This is a genomic window from Streptomyces sp. IBSNAI002, assembly GCF_052244475.1.
Classification (GTDB): Bacteria; Actinomycetota; Actinomycetes; order Streptomycetales; family Streptomycetaceae; genus Streptomyces.
Map to the genome: position 1 here is coordinate 6099421 of NZ_JBQPXG010000002.1, position 18929 is coordinate 6118349.

The window sequence follows — 18929 nt, forward strand, 5'->3', positions numbered from 1 at the left end:
AGACCGGGCGCTCCGCTCACGTGTTCCAGCTGTTCGGTCAGATGCCCGCGAACGCGGCCTCGAGGATGTCCAGGCCCTCGTTCAGCAGGTCCTCGCCGATGACGATCGGCGGGAGGAAGCGGAGCACGTTGCCGTAGGTGCCGCAGGTGAGGACGAGCAGGCCCTCGGCGTGGCAGGCCTTGGCGAGCGCGCCGGCCGCCTCCGGGAACGGGGTCTTGGACGCGGGGTCCTTGACGAGCTCGATCGCGATCATGGCGCCGCGGCCGCGGATGTCGCCGATGATCTCGTACTTCTCCTGCATGGCCGTCAGCCGGGCCTTCATGAGGGACTCGATCTTCTTCGCCGCGGCGTTGAGGTCGAGCTCCTTCATGGTCTCGATGGAGCCGAGCGCACCGGCGCAGGCCACCGGGTTGCCGCCGTAGGTGCCGCCCAGGCCGCCCGCGTGCGCGGAGTCCATGATCTCGGCGCGGCCGGTCACGGCGGCGAGCGGCAGGCCGCCGGCGATGCCCTTGGCGGTGGTGATCAGGTCCGGGACGATGCCCTCGTCCTCGCACGCGAACCACTGGCCGGTGCGGCAGAAGCCGGACTGGATCTCGTCGGCGACGAAGACGATGCCGTTGTCGTTGGCGAACTTCACGATCGCCGGGAGGAAGCCCTTCGCCGGCTCGATGAAGCCGCCCTCGCCGAGCACCGGCTCGATGATGATCGCGGCGACGTTGTCGGCGCCGATCTGCTTGGTGATCTGGTCGATCGCCTGGGCGGCGGCCTCGGGGCCGCAGTTCTCGGCGCCGGTGGGCCAGCGGTAGCCGTAGGCGACCGGGACGCGGTAGACCTCGGGGGCGAACGGGCCGAAGCCGTTCTTGTACGGCATGTTCTTCGAGGTCAGCGCCATCGTCAGGTTCGTACGGCCGTGGTAGCCGTGGTCGAAGACGACGACGGCCTGGCGCTTGGTGTACGAACGGGCGATCTTGACGGCGTTCTCGACGGCCTCGGCGCCGGAGTTGAACAGCGCCGACTTCTTGGCGTGGTCACCGGGGGTCAGCTCGGCGAGCGCCTCGCAGACCTCCACGTAGCCCTCGTAGGGGGTGACCATGAAACAGGTGTGGGTGAAGTCCGCGAGCTGCGCGGAAGCACGGCGCACGACGGCCTCGGCGGAGGCACCGACCGAGGTCACGGCGATGCCGGAGCCGAAGTCGATCAGGCGGTTGCCGTCGACGTCCTCGATGATGCCGCCGCCCGCGCGGGCCGTGAAGACGGGGAGCACGGAGCCCACGCCGCCGGCCACCGTCTCGAGGCGGCGGGCCTGCAGCTCCTGCGACTTGGGGCCGGGGATCGCGGTGACGATGCGGCGCTCCTGCGGGACAGCGGTCATGGAGGGCTCCTGGGGGTGTTTTCGGACGCACTTGTGTCTTTGTCCGCAGGCTAGGCCCGGCGGAGGGGGTACTGCATGCTCCGTTCGGGAGTGGTGCCCGCGTGTCCTTGTCCGTGACGGCCATAGGAAGGACGCGGAGGGATCTTGCCGGACGGCGCGGCGAAACCCTGTGCGGGTACGGCCCACGGCCGCCGCCGGGCAACTACATTGAGCGGCGCAGCGCAGGAACGGGCAGGGGGCAGGGGTTTCATGGACACCGACGGCACGCACGAGACGCGCCCGCCCGGTACGGGGCGGATCCCCCGGCCGGTCGGCCCGCCGCCGGGTCTTCCGCCCAAGCCCTCCCACGCGCCCGCCGCCGGCCCCTCGCTGGCGGAGTGGCTGCGCGTGCCGCGCGCCTCGGACGGGCCCGGCGTCTGGTCGTACGGACACGTGCCGCGGGCCGCGGAGGAGCCCGAGGAGACCCCGACCCGCCAGCTGGTCAGCGGAGCCCTGATCGCCCTGCTGGCCGGGCTGCTCCTGTGGTCCCTGCTGTGGAACGGCTACCTCGGCGGCTTCTGGCTCTGGCCCCTCTACATGTTCACCCCCGACTCCTGGGCCGGGACGCTCCCCTCGGTGGTGGCCGCGTACATCTGGTACGCCGTGGTCGCGGGCGTCCTCGTCACCGGCTTCGGACGGCTCGGCCGCTGGGCCGAACTGGGCCGCCGGATCCTCACCAGCCGCCCCGCCCGCGCCGTCCGCACCGCCGCTCCGGCCCGGCCCGAGCCCGGCGGCGCCGAGGACCCCGCGCGCTGGCCGCAGCTGCGGGCGGCCGGCCTGGACGAGGCCGCGGACCGGCTCGAGGGGGAGGCCGGGGCCGGGCGGATGAACGACGTGGACTACACCCGGATCCGGCGGGCCTGGGACTCCGTGCGCGTCGACCCGTCCCGGCTGCGGGCCTTCGCCGAGGCCGTGCGGGACAAGGGTGCCGGGGCCTGCGTCCACCCCTCCGGGGCGCGGGACCTGCCCGTACGGGCCGCCCGCCACGACCTGCTGGCCCGGCAGGTCAGGATCGGCACCGTCGAGGACGGCCCGCGCAACCCCTACGTCCGGCGCGGCACCTCGCTCGCCCTGGACCCCGCGGTCCTCGGCACCTCGCTGCTCGCCGTCGGGCCCTCGGGATCCGGCAAGACCCGGCGCCTGGTCCGGCCGGCCGTGGAGTCCCTCGCGCTCCAGGCGCTCGCCGGGCAGGCCGCGGTCGTCGCCGTCGGCGCCGCCGGGGCCCAGCTCGGCCCGGACGCCGCGTACGACGTCGTGGTCCGCGTAGGCGACCCCGAGTCCGTCTACGACCTCGACCTCTACGGCGGCACCACCGACCCCGACGAGGCCGCCACCCTCCTCGCCGAGGCCTTCGTCGGGGACGTCCCCGGGATCGAGGTGCGCCGGGCAGCGACCGCGCTCGCCCAGCTGCTCGGCCCGTTCAAGGCCGCCCACGGCCGCTTCCCCGCCGTCCCCGAGCTGCGCGAACTGCTCGACCCGCTGCCCGACGCCTTCGGCGCGCTGCGCCGGGAACTGGCCGGTGCCGGCGAGCAGGCGATGCTCCGCGAGCTCGACGCCCGGGAACGCCAGCTCCGGGCCCCCGGCGATCCCGGACCGGCCCTCGCCGACCGGGTGGCGCTGCTCGACCGGCCCGCCTTCGCCGCCTTCTTCGACACCACCGGCCAGAACCGGCCGTTCTCCCTGCGCACCCTCGAGCACCCGATCCGCGTCCGCGTCGACCTGCCCGAACGCGGCCACCCCGACGCCTCCCGGATGCTGGCCCGGCTGCTGCTCGCCCAGTTCAACGCCGCCGCGGCCGCCCGCACCGACCGCTCCCTCTTCGCCTGCCTCGCCTTCGACGACGCCTCGCACACCCTGACCCCGCAGACCGTCCGGGGCGTGCAGCGGCTGCGCTCGGCGAACGCGGGAGTCCTGCTCACGCTGCGCACGCTGGACGACGTACCGGAGGAACTGCGGACGCCGCTGCTCGGCGCGGTCGGCTGCCGCATGGCCTTCTCCGGGGTCACCACCTGGGACGGCAAGCGCTTCGCGGAGGCCTGGGGCACCGAATGGGTGGAGACGCGCGACGTCACCCACCGCACGGTCTTCGCCGACCAGCCGCTGACCCGGCTGATCCACGCCTTCCGCAAGCTCGTCACCGGCAAGGCCGTCACCACCGACGCGGTCACCGTGCGCCAGGTGGAGCGCGAGCGGTGGTCCGCCTCCGACCTGGCGCACTCCGTGCCCCCGGGGCACGCGGTGCTGTCGCTGACCTCGATCGAGGGGGAACGGGCGGCTCCGCTGCTGGTCCGGCTCGGCGGAACGACCTGAACAGACCCGTACGGGGTGGCAGAATCGAAGGGAGCCGTTCATACGACACGGCGAAATCGGGTGCGGTCCCTCTGATGCCCTTCAACCGGACCCCTTCCGCCGTCCCCTCCCGCTAAGGCCCCTGGTAACGATGCCGCTCACCCTCGCCTCGCTCGTCCAGCACTCGGCCCTCAAACTCAGCGTCCGGGCGGGGGAGGGCCGCCTCGACACCCCCGTCCGCTGGGCCCACGTCAGCGAGCTCGCCGACCCCGTGCCCTACATGGAGGGCGGGGAGCTGCTCCTGACCACGGCGATGAAGCTGGACGCGGAGGACCCGCGGGAGATGGGCCCCTACGTACGCCGCCTCGCCGCGGCCGGGGTCGTCGGCATCGGCTTCGCGGTCGGCGTCAACTACGAGGCCGTCCCCGAAGCGCTCGTCGAGGCCGCCCGCAAGGAGGACATGCCGCTGCTGGAGGTGCCGCGGCGCACCCCCTTCCTCGCCATCAGCAAGGCCGTCTCCGCCGCGCTCGCGGCCGACCAGTACCGGGCCGTCACCGCCGGTTTCGAGGCGCAGCGCGAGCTGACCCGGGCCGCGCTCTCCGCCGACGGACCCGCCGAGCTGCTGGCCAGGCTGGCCGCGCACGTGCACGGCTGGGCCGCGCTGTACGACGCCTCGGGATCGGTCGTCGCGGCCGCCCCCGACTGGGCCGCCCGGCGCGCCGCCCGGCTCACCCCGGACGTGGAGCGGCTGCGGGAGCGGCCGGCGCCCGCGAGCGCCGTCGTCGGAGGCTCGGAGGACCGCGTCGAACTGCAGTCGCTGGGCACGGGCCGGCGGGCGCGCGGCGCCCTGGCCGTCGGCACCGGGGCCCCGCTGGGCACGGCCGAGCGGTACGCCGTGCACTCCGCGGTCGCGCTGCTCACCCTCACCACCGAGCGCTCCCGCTCGCTGCACGACGCCGAGTCCCGGCTGGGGGCCGCGGTGCTGCGGATGCTGCTGGCCGGGGAGGCGGAGCACGCGCGGGCCGTCGCCGGTGACCTGTACGGGGCCCTGCTCGAAGTGCCGTTCCGGCTGATCACGGCCGAGGCGGCGCTGCCGGGCACCGCCCAGCCGGAGGGGCTGGCCCTGCTGGCCGACACGGTGGAGTCGGCCGCGTCCCGCACCGGGGAGCCGCTGCTGGTGGTCCCGGAGCCCGGCCGGCTCGTGGTGCTGGCCGCCGACGGCGGAGCGGCCGTACAGGCGTGCATGGACCACGCGGAGGCGCTGGAGGCCCGGCGCGGCCGCGACGCCACCGGCCCCGAGCCCGACGAACTGGTGGTCGGCCTCTCCGCGCCGGCCGGTCCGGCGACCGTTGCGGCGGCCCTGAAACAGGCCGACCAGGCCCTGGCCGTGGCCCGGCGGCGGGGCCGGCCGATGGTGGAGCACGAGGAGATGGCGGCGGGCTCGGTCCTGCCCCTGCTGGCCGACGACGCCGTACGGGCCTTCTCGGACGGCACCCTGCGCGCGCTGCGGGAGCACGACGCGACCGGCCGCGGCGACCTGGTGGCCTCGCTGCAGGCCTGGCTCTCCCGCCACGGCCAGTGGGACGCGGCCGCGGCCGACCTCGGCGTGCACCGGCACACCCTGCGCTACCGGATGAAACGGGTCGAGGAGATCCTCGGCCGCTCCCTGGACGATCCGGACGTCCGGATGGAGCTGTGGCTCGCCCTCAAGGCCTCCCCGAACTCCGGCTGATCCCGGCCGACAGTGACAAACCGGCGAAGCCGGGACGGCAGCCGCTCCACCCCGGCTAAACGCCGGAAGCCCCGCCGGGTCCTACGGTGGAGGGGACAAGCCCCCACCGCACACTCGAAGGGCCGGGATTCGCATGACTTCCACCCACGCCTTCTGGCTCGCCGGCCGCCTGGCCACCGGCGAGGACAGCTTCGACGTCCACTCCCCGTGGGACGGACGCCTGGTCGGCACGGTCAGCGTGCCCACCGACGCCCAGGTCGAAGAGGCCGTGGCCGCGGCGTACGCGGTGACGGCGGAGTTCTCCGCGACCCCCGCCCACGTACGTGCCGCCGCCCTGGACCACGTGTCCAAGCGGCTCGCCGAGCGCACCGAGGAGATCGCCCAGCTGATCTCCGCCGAGAACGGCAAGCCGATCAAGTGGGCGCGCGGCGAGGTCGGCCGTGCGGTGTCCGTGTTCCGCTTCGCCGCCGAAGAGGCCCGCCGCTTCAACGGCGGAGAGGCCCAGCGCCTGGACACCGACGCCGGCGGCGTCGGCCGTCTCGCGCTGACCCGCCGCTTCGTCAAGGGCCCCGTCCTCGGCATCGCGCCCTTCAACTTCCCGCTGAACCTGTGCGCCCACAAGGTGGCCCCGGCCATCGCCGTCGGCGCGCCGATCATCCTCAAGCCCGCGCCGGCGACGCCCCTGTCCGGGCTGATCCTGGGCGAGCTGCTCGCCGAGACCGACCTCCCGGCCGGCTCCTGGTCGGTCCTGCCGGTCGCGAACGAGAAGATGCCCGCCCTGGTCAAGGACGAGCGCCTCCCCGTCATCTCCTTCACCGGCTCCGACACCGTCGGCTACGCCATCCAGCAGTCGGTGCCCCACAAGCACTGCACGCTGGAGCTCGGCGGCAACGCCGCGGCCGTGGTCCTCGCCGACTGGTCCTCCGAGGCCGACCTCGACTGGGCCGCGACCCGTATCGCGACCTTCTCGAACTACCAGGCCGGCCAGTCCTGCATCTCCGTGCAGCGCGTGATCGCCGACGCCTCCGTCTACGACCGCCTCGTCGAGAAGGTCGTCGCGAAGGTCCAGGCCCAGGTCACCGGCGACCCGTCCGACTCCGCCACCGACGTCGGCCCCCTCGTCTCCGAGGACGCCGCCAAGCGCGTCGAGACCTGGGTCGACGAGGCCGTGTCCGCCGGAGCCAAGCTGCTCACCGGCGGCAAGCGCGAGGGTGCCTCGTACGAGCCCACCGTGCTCGCGGAGGTCCCGGCGGGCGTCAAGCTCGCCACCGAGGAGGTCTTCGGGCCGGTCCTCACCCTGACCAGGGTCGAGAGCACCGACGAGGCCTTCGCCGCGGTGAACGACTCCAAGTTCGGTCTGCAGACCGGCGTCTTCACCCGCGACATCCAGGTCGCCTTCCGCGCCCACCGCGAGCTCGAGGTCGGCGGTGTGGTCGTGGGCGACGCGCCGTCCTACCGTGCCGACCAGATGCCCTACGGCGGCGTCAAGCAGTCCGGTGTGGGCCGCGAGGGCGTCCGCTACGCGATGGACGACTACACGTACGAGCGAGTCCTGGTCCTGACCGGCCTCGACATCTGATCCCGTACGGCCAAAAAGCCGACGGCCGGAGCCTACTGTGCGGGGGCTCCGGCCGTCCCCCTTTTCCTTCCCGCCCACATTGGGTACGACTCACAGGTAGCACCGGCTGGTAATCCGGTGAACCACCGACTCGGCGGCGAGGTGAGTCCCCTCATGTCCGCAACACAGCCCGTACAGCCCAAGGTGACCGAGCGCGAGGCACGGCAGGTCGCGGAAGCGGCCCGGGAACAGGACTGGCGCAAGCCCAGCTTCGCCAAGGAGCTCTTCCTCGGCAGGCTGCGGCTCGACCTGATCCACCCGCACCCGCTCCCCGCGGACGAGGACGTCCGGCGGGGCGAGGCATTCCTCGCCCGGCTGCGGACGTTCTGCGAGAACGAGCTCGCGGCGGGCACGGCCGCCCGCATCGAACGCGAGGCGAAGATCCCCGACGAGACCGTGCGCGGGCTGAAAGAGCTCGGCGCCCTCGGCATGAAGATCGACCCCAAGTACGGCGGGCTCGGCCTCACCCAGGTCTACTACAACAAGGCCCTCGCCCTGGTCGGCTCCTTCAGCCCGGCCATCGGAGCCCTGCTCTCCGCCCACCAGTCCATCGGCGTCCCCCAGCCGCTGAAGATCTTCGGCACGCAGGAGCAGAAGGACGCCTACCTGCCGCGCTGCGCCACCACCGCCATCAGCGCCTTCCTGCTCACCGAGCCGGACGTGGGCTCCGACCCGGCGCGGCTGGCCACCACGGCGGTCCCGGACGGGGAGGACGCGTACGTCCTCGACGGGGTGAAGCTGTGGACCACCAACGGGGTGGTCGCCGACCTGCTCGTGGTGATGGCCCGGGTACCCAGGAGCGAGAACCACCGCGGCGGGATCACCGCCTTCGTCGTGGAGGCCGACTCGCCGGGGATCACCGTCGAGCACCGCAACGCCTTCATGGGCCTGCGCGGTCTGGAGAACGGCGTCACCCGCTTCCACCAGGTCCGGGTCCCCGCCGCCCAGCGCATCGGAGCCGAGGGCTCCGGCCTCAAGATCGCCCTGACCACGCTCAACACCGGACGGCTGTCGCTGCCCGCCATGTGCGTCGGCGCCGGCAAGTGGTGTCTGAAGATCGCCCGCGAGTGGTCCGGGGTGCGCGAGCAGTGGGGCCGGCCGGTCGCGAAGCACGAGGCGGTCGGCGCCAAGATCTCCTTCATCGCCGCCACCACCTTCGCCCTCGAAGCGGTCGTCGACCTCGCCTCGCAGATGGCCGACGAGGACCGCAACGACATCCGCATCGAGGCCGCCCTCGCCAAGCTGTACGGCTCGGAGATGGCCTGCCTGATGGCCGACGAGCTGGTCCAGATCCGCGGCGGCCGCGGGTTCGAGACCGCCGAGTCCCTCGCCGCCCGCGGCGAACGCGCCGTCCCCGCCGAGCAGATGCTCCGCGACCTGCGCATCAACCGGATCTTCGAGGGCTCGACCGAGATCATGCACCTGCTGATCGCCCGCGAGGCCGTCGACGCCCACCTGTCGGTCGCGGGCGACCTCATCGATCCGGACAAGGACCTCGGCGACAAGGCCCGAGCCGGAGCCCGCGCCGCCGGGTTCTACGCCCGCTGGCTGCCCAAGCTGGCCACCGGCGCCGGCCAGGTGCCCGGGACCTACCGCGCCTTCCACCCCGCCGGCCACCCCGACCTCGCCACCCACCTGCGCTACGTCGAACGCGCCGCCCGCAAACTCGCCCGGTCCACCTTCTACGCCATGTCCCGCTGGCAGGGCCGCATGGAGACCAAGCAGGGCTTCCTGGGCCGGATCGTCGACATCGGCGCCGAGCTCTTCGCGATGAGCGCCGCCTGCGTCCGCGCCGAGCACCTGCGCGCCACCGGCGACCACGGCCGCGAGGCCTACCAGCTGGCCGACGCCTTCTGCCGGCAGTCCCGGATCCGCGTCGAGGAGCTCTTCGGCCGGCTGTGGACCAACACCGACACCATCGACCGGAAGGTCGTCGAGGGGGTGATGAACGGCACGTACACCTGGCTGGAGGAGGGCGTCATCGACCCCTCCGGCGACGGCCCCTGGATCGCGGACGCCGCCCCCGGCCCCTCGAAACGCAAAAACGTGCACCGCCCGCTCCGCTGACCTGCGATCATCGCCGGACGTCGGACAGGCGTACGAGGATGAGTGCGCGTACGGACCGCCGTACGCGCACCAGCACGGGCAAGGCGGAGAGAACCATGCCGACGGCCGAGGAAGACCGCGCCAGCCGGCGGCTGGCCCGCAGCGCGGCGCACCTGCTGCGCCACGCACCGGACCATGTCGTCGCCGACCTGATCGGCCGGCTCGACGCGCCGGCCCGCAAGTACCTGTGCCGCGACGAGTGGCTGGCGGCCTCGACCGTCAGCGTGCTGCTGCGCCACGGCACCGAGGAGGACCGGCAGTACGTCGCCCGCAACCCCCACGTCGTCGGACGCCCCCTGCCCGGGCTGCCCGGCCCGGCGCGGTACGCGGCCCGCCCCGGGCCGTCGCCCGAACTGCTGCGGGAGCTCGGCCCCGGGCCGTTCACCAGCGACGAGCTGATCGCGCTGCTGCGCCGGCACCGCCGCAGGCCCAGGATCCCGCTCACCCTGCTGCGGATGCCGCACGACCCCCTGGACCCCGGGGCCCTGCTGCGCGAGCACGCCCGGGACCCCCTGCCGCCCGCCGCGGCCGAGGCCCTGCTGCTGGCCGGCGCACTGCCCCGGGAGACCTGCCGGGCACTGCTCGACGCCGGCCCGCGGGACACGCAGGAGCGCGGCTGGCACCGGCCCGCCGTCCGGGCCGTCCGGATGGGACTGCTCACCTGCGACGAGCTCGTCGCCTGCGTCGCCCCCGCGCACCGCACGCTGCTGCTCACGGACCTGCCCGTCACCCGGGGCCTGCGCTGGTCCCTGCCCGAACGCACCGGGATGCGGACGGCCGTCGCCCGGGCCCTGCGCCCGCTGCGCGACGACCCCCGGCTCTGGTCGGAGCTGCTCCGCCACGCCCCCGCCTTCCGCGGCACCCTGCCGGTCCTCGTGGCCCGGATCGTGCGCGGCACCCTGCCGGAACCGGCCGCCGGACCGGACGTCCCCGGCCTCGCCGGCGCGGTGCGCTCCCTGGCCCCGCAGCCCGCCCGGCCCGCCGGGGGCGTGGACCGCGAACTGGCCCTGGCCAGCCTCGCGGTGCCCATGCCGTCGGTCGAGGAGGACATCCGGTGGGTGCGCGACTGCCTGGCCCGCGGGCTGCTCACCGGCGAGGACGTGATCCGGCACAAGGCGCCCGCCTGCTGGGCCCTGGACGAGGGCCACTGGCTGGGCGAGGTGGACCACCCCGACCGCCACGACCGGGCCGCGCCGGTGCTCGCCGCCCGGGCCGAGGCCGACCGGCTGTTCGCCCTGGCCCTGGGCGCCGACCCGGACGCCTGGTGGCGCGTGGCCGTCACGCTCCCCGACTTCGCCGGCACGCTGCCGCACCTCCTCCTGAGGGTCACCGACGGGGGCTCCGTGTCGGGCCGCTCCTGACTTCCGGCAACAATGGGGGGCATGAGCGACCGCCCAGCCCCCCTCGCCGATCCGCACCTCCTCTTCGACCCCGCGGCCGGCCGCCGGGACATCGTCATCCTCGGGTCTACCGGCTCCATCGGCACCCAGGCCATCGACCTCGCCCTGCGCCACCCGGACCGGTTCCGGGTGACCGCGCTGTCCGCCGCCGGCGGCCGGGTCGAGCTGCTGGCCGAGCAGGCCAGGCAGCTCGGGGTCAACGCGGTGGCCGTCGCCCGCGAGGACGTCGTACCGGCCCTGAAAGAGGCGCTGAGCGCCCGGTACGGCGCGTCCGAGCCGCTGCCCGAGATCCTGGCCGGGCCGGACGCGGCGGCCGAGCTCGCGGCCTCCGAGTGCCACACCGTCCTCAACGGCATCACCGGCTCCATCGGCCTCGCGCCCACCCTCGCCGCGCTCCGGGCGGGCCGGACCCTGGCACTGGCCAACAAGGAGTCGCTGATCGTCGGCGGCCCCCTGGTCAAGGCCCTGGCGAAGCCCGGCCAGATCATCCCGGTGGACTCCGAGCACGCGGCGCTCTTCCAGGCGCTCGCCGCCGGGACCCGGGCCGATGTGCGCAAGCTCGTCGTCACCGCCTCCGGCGGGCCCTTCCGCGGCCGCACCCGCGCCCAGCTGGCCGACGTCACCGTCCAGGACGCCCTCGCGCACCCCACCTGGGCCATGGGACCGGTCATCACGGTCAACAGCGCCACGCTGGTCAACAAGGGCCTCGAGGTCATCGAGGCGCACCTGCTCTACGACATCCCCTTCGACCGCATCGAGGTCGTGGTCCACCCCCAGTCCTACGTGCACTCGATGGTCGAGTTCACCGACGGCTCCACGCTCGCCCAGGCCACCCCGCCGGACATGCGCGGCCCCATCGCGATCGGTCTCGGCTGGCCCCAGCGGATCCCGGACGCGGCCCCCGCCTTCGACTGGACCAAGGCGTCCACCTGGGAGTTCTTCCCGCTGGACACCGAGGCCTTCCCGGCCGTGGGCCTGGCCCGGCACGTGGGCACCCTCGGCGGCACCGCCCCGGCCGTGTTCAACGCGGCCAACGAGGAGTGCGTCGAGGCGTTCCTGGCAGGTCGGCTGCCGTTCACAGCAATCATGGATACCGTCTCTGCCGTGGTGGACGAGCACGGGACGCCGGAGTCGGGAACCTCCCTGACCGTCCGGGACGTCCTTGAAGCAGAGGCCTGGGCCAGGGCCCGGGCGCGGGAGATGGCGGCGCGGGCCGCCGTGGAGGCGAGCGCATGACACTGCTGATGACGGTGCTCGGGGTCGTGATCTTCGCGGTCGGCCTGCTGGTCTCCATCGCCTGGCACGAGCTCGGACACCTCTCCACGGCCAAGCTCTTCGGCATCCGGGTGCCGCAGTACATGGTGGGCTTCGGCCCGACCGTCTGGTCGCGGAGGAAGGGCGAGACCGAGTACGGGATCAAGGCCATCCCGATGGGCGGCTACATCCGCATGATCGGGATGTTCCCGCCCGGCGAGGACGGCAGGGTCACCGCCCGCTCCACCTCGCCGTTCCGGTCGATGATCGAGGACGCGCGCTCGGCCGCGTACGAGGAGCTCCAGCCCGGGGACGAGAGCCGGCTGTTCTACACGCGCAAGCCGTGGAAGCGCGTGATCGTGATGTTCGCCGGACCGTTCATGAACCTGGTCCTGGCCGTCGCGATCTTCCTCACCACGCTGATGGCCTTCGGGCTGAACACCCAGACCACCACGGTCGCCACCGTCTCGGACTGCGTCATCCAGCAGAGCGAGAAGCGCGACAAGTGCGCCCCCGGCGATCCGGCCGCCCCCGCCAAGGCGGCGGGCCTCAAGGCCGGCGACAGGATCGTCGCCTTCAACGGCCGGCCGGTCGAGGACTGGTCCGCCCTGCAGAAGGACATCCGCGCCACCGTCGGCCCCGCCACGATCACCGTGGAGCGGGCGGGCGAGAAGGTCGCCCTCGCGGCGACCCTGATCGAGAACAAGGTCGCCAAGACCGACGCCGACGGCAGGTACGTCAAGGACCAGTACGTCACGGCCGGCTTCCTCGGCTTCGCCCCCGCGTCCGGCTACGTCCCGCAGTCCTTCGGCCAGTCCGTCGACCGCATGGGCGAGATGATGGCGGCGGGCGTGCAGTCCCTCATCGACCTGCCGTCCAAGGTCCCCGACCTGTGGAACGCGGCCTTCAACGGCGCCGAGCGGGCACAGGACAGCCCCATGGGCGTGGTCGGAGCGGCGCGGGTCAGCGGTGAGATCTTCACCCTGGACATCCCCGCCCAGCACCAGCTGGTGTTCTTCCTCAACCTGCTGGCCGGCTTCAACCTCTCGCTGTTCCTGTTCAACATGCTGCCGCTGCTCCCGCTCGACGGCGGGCACATCGCGGGCGCCCTGTGGGAGTCGGTCCGGCGGGGCGTGGCCCGGGTCTTCCGGCGCCCCGACCCCGGCCCGTTCGACGTGGCCAAGCTGATGCCGGTGGCCTACGTGGTGGCCGGGCTCTTCATCTGCTTCACGCTGCTGGTGATGGTGGCGGACGTGGTGAACCCCATCAAGATCACCTGAGCCGGCGGGTCCTACACGACGCTGACGGGAGCCGGGCACGCATCGTGCCCGGCTCCCTACGTTCGGGTGGCACGACCCCTCGGATGCGAGGGCCGCACCGTGATTGGCGTAATCTCGAAGCCTGGAGCCCGCCGATCTCGGGACCTTGATCCACACCTTGGGGTTGCACAGCAGATGACTGCCATCTCTCTCGGAATGCCGGCCGTGCCGACGAAGCTTGCCGACCGCAGGGTCAGCCGCAAGATCCAGGTCGGATCGGTGGCCGTCGGCGGCGACGCGCCCATCTCGGTGCAGTCGATGACCACCACCCGCACCTCCGACATCGGCGCCACGCTCCAGCAGATCGCCGAGCTGACCGCCTCCGGCTGCAATATCGTCCGGGTGGCGTGCCCCACCCAGGACGACGCGGACGCCCTCGCCGTCATCGCGAAGAAGTCGCAGATCCCGGTCATCGCCGACATCCACTTCCAGCCCAAGTACGTGTTCGCCGCGATCGAGGCCGGCTGCGCCGCCGTCCGCGTGAACCCGGGCAACATCAAGCAGTTCGACGACAAGGTCAAGGAGATCGCGCGGGCCGCCAAGGACACCGGCACCCCGATCCGGATCGGCGTCAACGCGGGCTCCCTCGACGCCCGGCTGCTGAAGAAGTACGGCAAGGCCACCCCCGAGGCGCTGGTCGAGTCCGCGCTGTGGGAGGCCTCCCTCTTCGAGGAGCACGGCTTCGGCGACATCAAGATCTCGGTCAAGCACAACGACCCGGTCGTCATGGTCAACGCCTACCGCCAGCTCGCCGCCGCCTGCGACTACCCGCTGCACCTCGGCGTCACCGAGGCCGGTCCCGCCTTCCAGGGCACCATCAAGTCCGCCGTGGCCTTCGGCGCCCTGCTCTCCGAGGGCATCGGCGACACCATCCGCGTCTCCCTCTCCGCGCCGCCGGTCGAGGAGGTCAAGGTCGGCAACCAGATCCTGGAGTCGCTGAACCTCAAGCCGCGCCGCCTGGAGATCGTCTCCTGCCCGTCCTGCGGGCGCGCCCAGGTCGACGTCTACAAGCTGGCCGAAGAGGTCACGGCCGGCCTGGAGGGCATGGAGGTCCCGCTGCGCGTCGCGGTCATGGGCTGCGTCGTCAACGGCCCCGGCGAGGCCCGCGAGGCCGACCTGGGCGTGGCCTCCGGCAACGGCAAGGGTCAGATCTTCGTGAAGGGCGAGGTCATCAAGACCGTCCCCGAGTCGAAGATCGTCGAGACCCTCATCGAAGAGGCGATGAAGATCGCCGAGCAGATGGAGAAGGACGGCGTGGCGTCGGGCGAGCCGACGGTCGCCATCGGCGTCTGATCCGCCCGAGAAGTGCCCCGGCCCCGTTCCCGCAGCTCGCGGGCGGGGCCGGGGCTTTTTCGTGACCTGGGAGACCGGGCATCCGTCCGCCTCGGCGGGTACAGTGCGGAGATCAGCAGACTTGTACGGTGAGGCCCCAGTGTTGACGCAGACCACCACCCGGGTCCTTGAGCCCGGTGATCTCGACGCCGCGCTCGACGTCCTCGGACGCGAGCCGGTCGAGAACGCGTTCGTCACCTCCCGGGTCCAGGTCGCCGGGCTCGACCCGTGGCGCCTGGGCGGCGAGATGTGGGGGTGGTACGCCGACGGCGAGCTCCGGTCCCTCTGCTACGCGGGCGCCAACCTGGTCCCCGTCTGCGCGGAGCCCGACGCCGTCCGCGCCTTCGCCGACCGCGCCCGCCGCACCGGCCGCCGCTGCTCCTCCATCGTGGGCCCGTCCGAGCCCACCCGGCTGCTGTGGCAGCTCCTGGAGCCCAGCTGGGGACCCGCCCGCGACGTCCGCTCCCACCAGCCGCTCATGATCATCGAGAGCCCGTCCGCCACGGTCGCGGCCGACCCGCTGGTCCGCCGCGTCCGCAAGGACGAGATGGACCTGATCATGCCCGCCTGCGTGGCCATGTTCACCGAGGAGGTCGGCATCTCGCCGATGGCCGGTGACGGCGGACTGCTCTACCAGGCCAGGGTCGCCGAACTCGTCGGCAGCGGCCGCTCCTTCGCCCGCGTCCAGGACGGGAAGATCGTCTTCAAGGCGGAGATCGGCGCCGCCACCGCGGGCGCCTGCCAGATCCAGGGCGTGTGGGTGGCCCCCGAGTTCCGCGGCCGCGGCTACTCGGAGACCGGGATGGCCGCCGTCGTCGCCTACGCGCTGCGCGACGTGGCCCCCGTGGTCAGCCTCTACGTGAACGACTTCAACACCGCCGCCCGCGCCTCGTACCGGCGGGTTGGCTTCCGTGAGGTCGGCGCGTTCATGAGCGTCCTGTTCTGACCCCTCCCCACCCGTTCCGGCCGCTCCCTACCGCGAAGTAAGGTCGCCGCATGCTGCCTTCCGGACTCCGCATCGGCCCCCTCGACCTCGCCGCCCGGGTGGACGAGGCCCTGCGCGTGCAGGCCGTCGCCTTCGGCCTCAGCGAGGAGGAGGTGGGCATCCGGCGCTACATCGTGCAGCGCCACATGACCTGCCGCGGCGCCCGCGCGCTGGGGGCCTTCGCCGACGACGGCGCGCTCACCGGCTTCGTCTACGGGATGCCCAACGACCGCACCCACTGGTGGTCCACCATCGTCGAGCCCTACCTGCGCGCGGGCGGCCACGAGGACTGGCTCGACGGCTCCTTCGTGATCACCGAACTGCACGTCCACCCGGGGTTCCAGGGACACGGCGTCGGCCGCGCGCTGATCACCGAGATCACCGACAGCGCCGCCGAACCGCGCTCGATCCTCTCCGCCATCGACACCGACAGCCCCGCCCGCGGCCTCTACCGGGCCCTCGGCTACGCGGACCTCGCCCGCCAGGTCCACTTCCCGAGCGCGAGCCTCCCGTACGCCGTCATGGGCGCCCCGCTGCCCCTGCCGAGGCCCTGAGCCGGGGCCCCGCGAAACGCGGTACCCCCGGCACCGCGGCCGCCGGTAATCTCCCGGCATGTCCACACATCACGTGCAGCGCATGTCCCGGCTCATGGCCAAGACCCTCCGCGAGGACCCGGCCGACGCCGAAACCCTCAGCCACCGGCTCCTGGTCCGCGCCGGCTACGTCCGGCGCACCTCGGCGGGCGTGTGGACCTGGCTGCCGCTCGGCAAGCGGGTCCTGGACAACGTCTCGCGCATCGTCCGCGAGGAGATGGACGCGATCGGCGCGCAGGAGGTGCTGCTCCCCGCGCTGCTGCCGAAGGAGCCGTACGAGGTCAGCGGGCGCTGGTCGGAGTACGGGGACCTGCTGTTCCGGCTCAGGGACCGCAAGGGCGCGGACTACCTGCTCGGCCCCACCCACGAGGAGATCTTCACCCTGGTGGTGAAGGACCAGTGCACCTCGTACAAGGACCTGCCGGTCATGCTCTACCAGATCCAGACGAAGTACCGGGACGAGGCGCGGCCCCGCTCCGGCGTGCTGCGGGGCCGCGAGTTCCAGATGAAGGACTCGTACTCCTTCGACGTGTCCGACGAGGGCCTCGCGGAGTCGTACGCGCTCCACCGCGCCGCGTACCGGCGCGTCTTCACCCGGCTCGGCCTGGACCACCGGATCGTCTCGGCCGTGTCGGGGGCGATGGGCGGCTCGGCGTCCGAGGAGTTCCTGGCGCCCGCGGAGGCCGGCGAGGACACCTTCGCGGACTGCCCCTCCTGTGACTACGCGGCGAACACCGAGGCGGTGACCTTCGCTCTGGCCCCGGCCGACGGCGAGCACGGCCCCGTCGAGGAGCTGGACACCCCCGACACCCCGACGATCGAGTCCCTGGCTGCGCTGCTCGGCGTCCCGGCCTCGGCGACGCTGAAGAACCTCCTGGTCACGGTGGACGGCGAGATCGTGGCCGTGGGCGTGCCGGGCGACCGCGAGGTGGACCTCGGCAAGCTGGGCGAGCACCTGGCCCCCGCGGCCGTCGAGCTCGTCACCGCCGAGGACTTCGAGGGCCGGCCCGACCTGGTGCGCGGCTACGTGGGCCCGCAGGGCCTGGACAAGGTCCGCTACCTGGCCGATCCGCGGGTGGCGCCGGGCACGGCCTGGGTGACGGGGGCCAACAAGGCCGACACGCACGCGCGCAACGTGGTCTGCGGCCGGGACTTCGAGGTGGACCGCTACCTGGACGTGGTGGTCGTGGAGCCGGGCGACCCCTGCCCGTCCTGCGGCGCGGGGCTCCGGCTGGACCGTGCGATCGAGATCGGCCACATCTTCCAGCTGGGCCGCAAGTACGCCGACGCCTTCGGCCTGGACGTGCTCGGCAAGGAGGGCAAGCCGGTGCGGGTCACGATGGGCTCGTACGGCATCGGCGTCTCCCGGGCGGTGGCGGCGCTGGCCGAGCAGACGGCGGACGAGCGCGGCCTGTCCTGGCCGGCGGCCGTGGCCCCGGCCGACGTGCACGTGGTGGCGGCGGGCAAGGCCGTACCGCTGGCGCTGGCCGAGCGGGCGGCCGAGGCCTTGGCGGAGGCGGGGCGGCGGGTCCTGCTGGACGACCGTCCCGGGCTGTCGCCCGGCGTGAAGCTCACCGACGCGGAGCTGATCGGCGTCCCGTGGATCCTGGTCGCGGGCCGCCGCTCGGCCGACGGCATCGTCGAACTCCAGCACCGCGCGTCCGGCCACCGGGAGGAACTCCCCCTCCCCGAGGCCCTGTCCCGCCTGACCGCGACCCACCCGGAAACCGGGGCGGGGGCGGGGGCGGCGGGCTAGGGCCTGTCGTCAAACTCCCGTCTGCCCCGCGACGCCTGGCACGCGCTCTCGCCGCACCGGGCGAAAGCAAAGTACGTCCAGTACGCGTGCTTCCGCCCGGCGCACCGAGAGCACGCACCAGACGCCGCAGGGCCGCCCTCCGGGCGACGACGGGAGTTTGACGACAGGCCCTAGGAGCGGAGGCCGTCCGGGTCCTCCGGGGGCGGCGGCGGGCCGTCCAGGACGAGGCCGGCGGGCAGTGGCGGAGGATCGGCGTCAGCCGGGGCCTCGGCCCGGGCCGGGGGCTCGGCCAGAGCCGCCGGCGGCGGGGCGGGCGAAGCCGCGGGGCCCGGGCCGGGCGGGGAGGACGGCGGGGCCGGGCTCCCCGCAGGGGTGGGCGCGGCGCGTTCCAGGAAGCGGAGGAGTTCCACCGGGAACGGCAGGACCAGCGTCGAGTTCTTCTCCGCGGCCACCGCGATCACGGTCTGCAGCAACCGCAGCTGCAGCGCGGCCGGCTGCTCCGCCATCACCCCGGCCGCCTCGGCCAGCTTGTGCGAGGCCTGGAGCTCGGCATCCGCGTTGATGACCCGCGCCCGCCGCTCCCGGTCCGCCTCCGCCTGCCGGGCCATCGACCGCTTCATCGTCTCCGGCAGGGACACGTCCTTGATCTCGACCCGGTCGATCTGCACGCCCCACCCCACCGCCGGGCTGTCGATCATCAGCTCCAGCCCCTGGTTGAGCATCTCCCGGTTGGACAACAGGTCGTCCAGGTCCGACTTGCCGATGATCGACCGCAGCGAGGTCTGCGCCATCTGCGAGACGGCGAACCGGTAGTCCTCCACCGCCACGATCGCGTTCGCCGGGTCGACGACCTTGAAGTACACGACCGCGTCCACCCGGACCGTGACGTTGTCCCGGGTGATGCCCTCCTGGGCCGGCACCGGCAGCGTCACGATCTGCATGTTGACCTTCCGCAGCCGGTCCACCACGGGGACGATCACCGTGAAACCCGGCCCCCGGACGTCGTCGCGCAGCCGGCCCAGGCGGAACACCAGGCCCCGCTCGTACTGCTTCACCACGCGCGCGGCGGCGCCCAGGTACACCGCGGCACCGGCCGCGGCCGCGATTCCCGCTGTCAGCAGTTCTTCGACCATG

13 protein-coding genes are annotated in these 18929 nt (G+C 73.2%); 11 read left to right on the top strand and 2 right to left on the bottom strand.

Going from position 1 to position 18929, the window contains the following annotated elements; translation table 11 throughout:
• Positions 1-37 precede the first annotated feature (37 nt).
• The gene (gene gabT / locus ACTVZO_RS29435; protein ID WP_443301194.1) at positions 38-1372 is read right to left on the bottom strand and encodes a 4-aminobutyrate--2-oxoglutarate transaminase; all 1335 of its coding nucleotides are present in this window, start codon (positions 1370-1372) and stop codon (positions 38-40) included.
• 249 nt (positions 1373-1621) lie between these two features.
• Between gabT and ACTVZO_RS29440 the strand changes: the two genes are divergently transcribed.
• The 11 genes from ACTVZO_RS29440 (at position 1622) to ACTVZO_RS29490 (ending at position 17795) form a co-directional block, all read left to right on the top strand.
• Positions 1622-3721: an ATP-binding protein gene (locus ACTVZO_RS29440; protein ID WP_443301195.1), complete on the top strand. Its 2100-nt coding sequence runs from the start codon at positions 1622-1624 to the stop codon at positions 3719-3721.
• Positions 3722-3851: 130 nt separating this feature from the next.
• The gene (locus tag ACTVZO_RS29445) at positions 3852-5432 is read left to right on the top strand and encodes a PucR family transcriptional regulator (RefSeq protein ID WP_443301196.1); all 1581 of its coding nucleotides are present in this window, start codon (positions 3852-3854) and stop codon (positions 5430-5432) included.
• A 133-nt stretch (positions 5433-5565) separates the two neighbouring features.
• Entirely contained in the window at positions 5566-7011 is a 1446-nt protein-coding gene (locus ACTVZO_RS29450; RefSeq protein ID WP_443301197.1) for an aldehyde dehydrogenase family protein, read from the top strand.
• A 153-nt stretch (positions 7012-7164) separates the two neighbouring features.
• Positions 7165-9117 (top strand): acyl-CoA dehydrogenase family protein, encoded by a 1953-nt coding sequence (locus ACTVZO_RS29455; RefSeq protein ID WP_443301198.1) that lies wholly within the window; start codon positions 7165-7167, stop codon positions 9115-9117.
• Between the two features lie 38 nt (positions 9118-9155).
• Positions 9156-10517: a hypothetical protein gene (locus ACTVZO_RS29460; RefSeq protein ID WP_443301199.1), complete on the top strand. Its 1362-nt coding sequence runs from the start codon at positions 9156-9158 to the stop codon at positions 10515-10517.
• A 21-nt stretch (positions 10518-10538) separates the two neighbouring features.
• Positions 10539-11792 (top strand): 1-deoxy-D-xylulose-5-phosphate reductoisomerase, encoded by a 1254-nt coding sequence (dxr, locus tag ACTVZO_RS29465; RefSeq protein WP_443301200.1) that lies wholly within the window; start codon positions 10539-10541, stop codon positions 11790-11792.
• Positions 11789-13090: a M50 family metallopeptidase gene (locus tag ACTVZO_RS29470; RefSeq protein ID WP_443301201.1), complete on the top strand. Its 1302-nt coding sequence runs from the start codon at positions 11789-11791 to the stop codon at positions 13088-13090. The genes dxr and ACTVZO_RS29470 overlap by 4 nt, the downstream gene beginning before the upstream one ends.
• 174 nt (positions 13091-13264) lie before the next feature.
• Positions 13265-14422 carry a flavodoxin-dependent (E)-4-hydroxy-3-methylbut-2-enyl-diphosphate synthase gene (gene ispG, locus ACTVZO_RS29475; RefSeq protein WP_443301202.1) on the top strand — a complete coding sequence of 386 codons (1158 nt, stop codon included), beginning with the start codon at positions 13265-13267 and terminating at the stop codon, positions 14420-14422.
• Positions 14423-14561: 139 nt separating this feature from the next.
• Entirely contained in the window at positions 14562-15407 is an 846-nt protein-coding gene (locus ACTVZO_RS29480; RefSeq protein WP_443301203.1) for a GNAT family N-acetyltransferase, read from the top strand.
• A gap of 50 nt (positions 15408-15457) precedes the next feature.
• Entirely contained in the window at positions 15458-16000 is a 543-nt protein-coding gene (locus ACTVZO_RS29485; protein ID WP_443301204.1) for a GNAT family N-acetyltransferase, read from the top strand.
• 58 nt (positions 16001-16058) lie between these two features.
• Complete coding sequence (locus tag ACTVZO_RS29490; RefSeq protein WP_443301205.1) at positions 16059-17795, top strand: proline--tRNA ligase; 1737 nt, start codon at positions 16059-16061, stop codon at positions 17793-17795.
• Between the two features lie 170 nt (positions 17796-17965).
• On the opposite strand, the gene ACTVZO_RS29495 is transcribed toward ACTVZO_RS29490, so the two are convergent.
• The gene (locus tag ACTVZO_RS29495) at positions 17966-18928 is read right to left on the bottom strand and encodes a slipin family protein (protein ID WP_443301206.1); all 963 of its coding nucleotides are present in this window, start codon (positions 18926-18928) and stop codon (positions 17966-17968) included.
• Position 18929: the final 1 nt, after the last annotated feature.

Excerpts from the sequence above, each read along its gene's own strand:
- ACTVZO_RS29490 (WP_443301205.1), top strand. The coding sequence starts at position 16,059 with ATGTCCACACATCACGTGCAGCGCATGTCCCGGCTCATGGCCAAGACC.
- ACTVZO_RS29445 (WP_443301196.1), top strand. The coding sequence starts at position 3,852 with ATGCCGCTCACCCTCGCCTCGCTCGTCCAGCACTCGGCCCTCAAACTC.
- ACTVZO_RS29455 (WP_443301198.1), top strand. The coding sequence starts at position 7,165 with ATGTCCGCAACACAGCCCGTACAGCCCAAGGTGACCGAGCGCGAGGCA.
- ACTVZO_RS29450 (WP_443301197.1), top strand. The coding sequence starts at position 5,566 with ATGACTTCCACCCACGCCTTCTGGCTCGCCGGCCGCCTGGCCACCGGC.
- ACTVZO_RS29440 (WP_443301195.1), top strand. The coding sequence starts at position 1,622 with ATGGACACCGACGGCACGCACGAGACGCGCCCGCCCGGTACGGGGCGG.
- ACTVZO_RS29495 (WP_443301206.1), bottom strand. The coding sequence starts at position 18,928 with ATGGTCGAAGAACTGCTGACAGCGGGAATCGCGGCCGCGGCCGGTGCC.
- ACTVZO_RS29470 (WP_443301201.1), top strand. The coding sequence starts at position 11,789 with ATGACACTGCTGATGACGGTGCTCGGGGTCGTGATCTTCGCGGTCGGC.
- dxr (WP_443301200.1), top strand. The coding sequence starts at position 10,539 with ATGAGCGACCGCCCAGCCCCCCTCGCCGATCCGCACCTCCTCTTCGAC.
- ispG (WP_443301202.1), top strand. The coding sequence starts at position 13,265 with ATGACTGCCATCTCTCTCGGAATGCCGGCCGTGCCGACGAAGCTTGCC.
- ACTVZO_RS29485 (WP_443301204.1), top strand. The coding sequence starts at position 15,458 with ATGCTGCCTTCCGGACTCCGCATCGGCCCCCTCGACCTCGCCGCCCGG.
- ACTVZO_RS29460 (WP_443301199.1), top strand. The coding sequence starts at position 9,156 with ATGAGTGCGCGTACGGACCGCCGTACGCGCACCAGCACGGGCAAGGCG.
- gabT (WP_443301194.1), bottom strand. The coding sequence starts at position 1,372 with ATGACCGCTGTCCCGCAGGAGCGCCGCATCGTCACCGCGATCCCCGGC.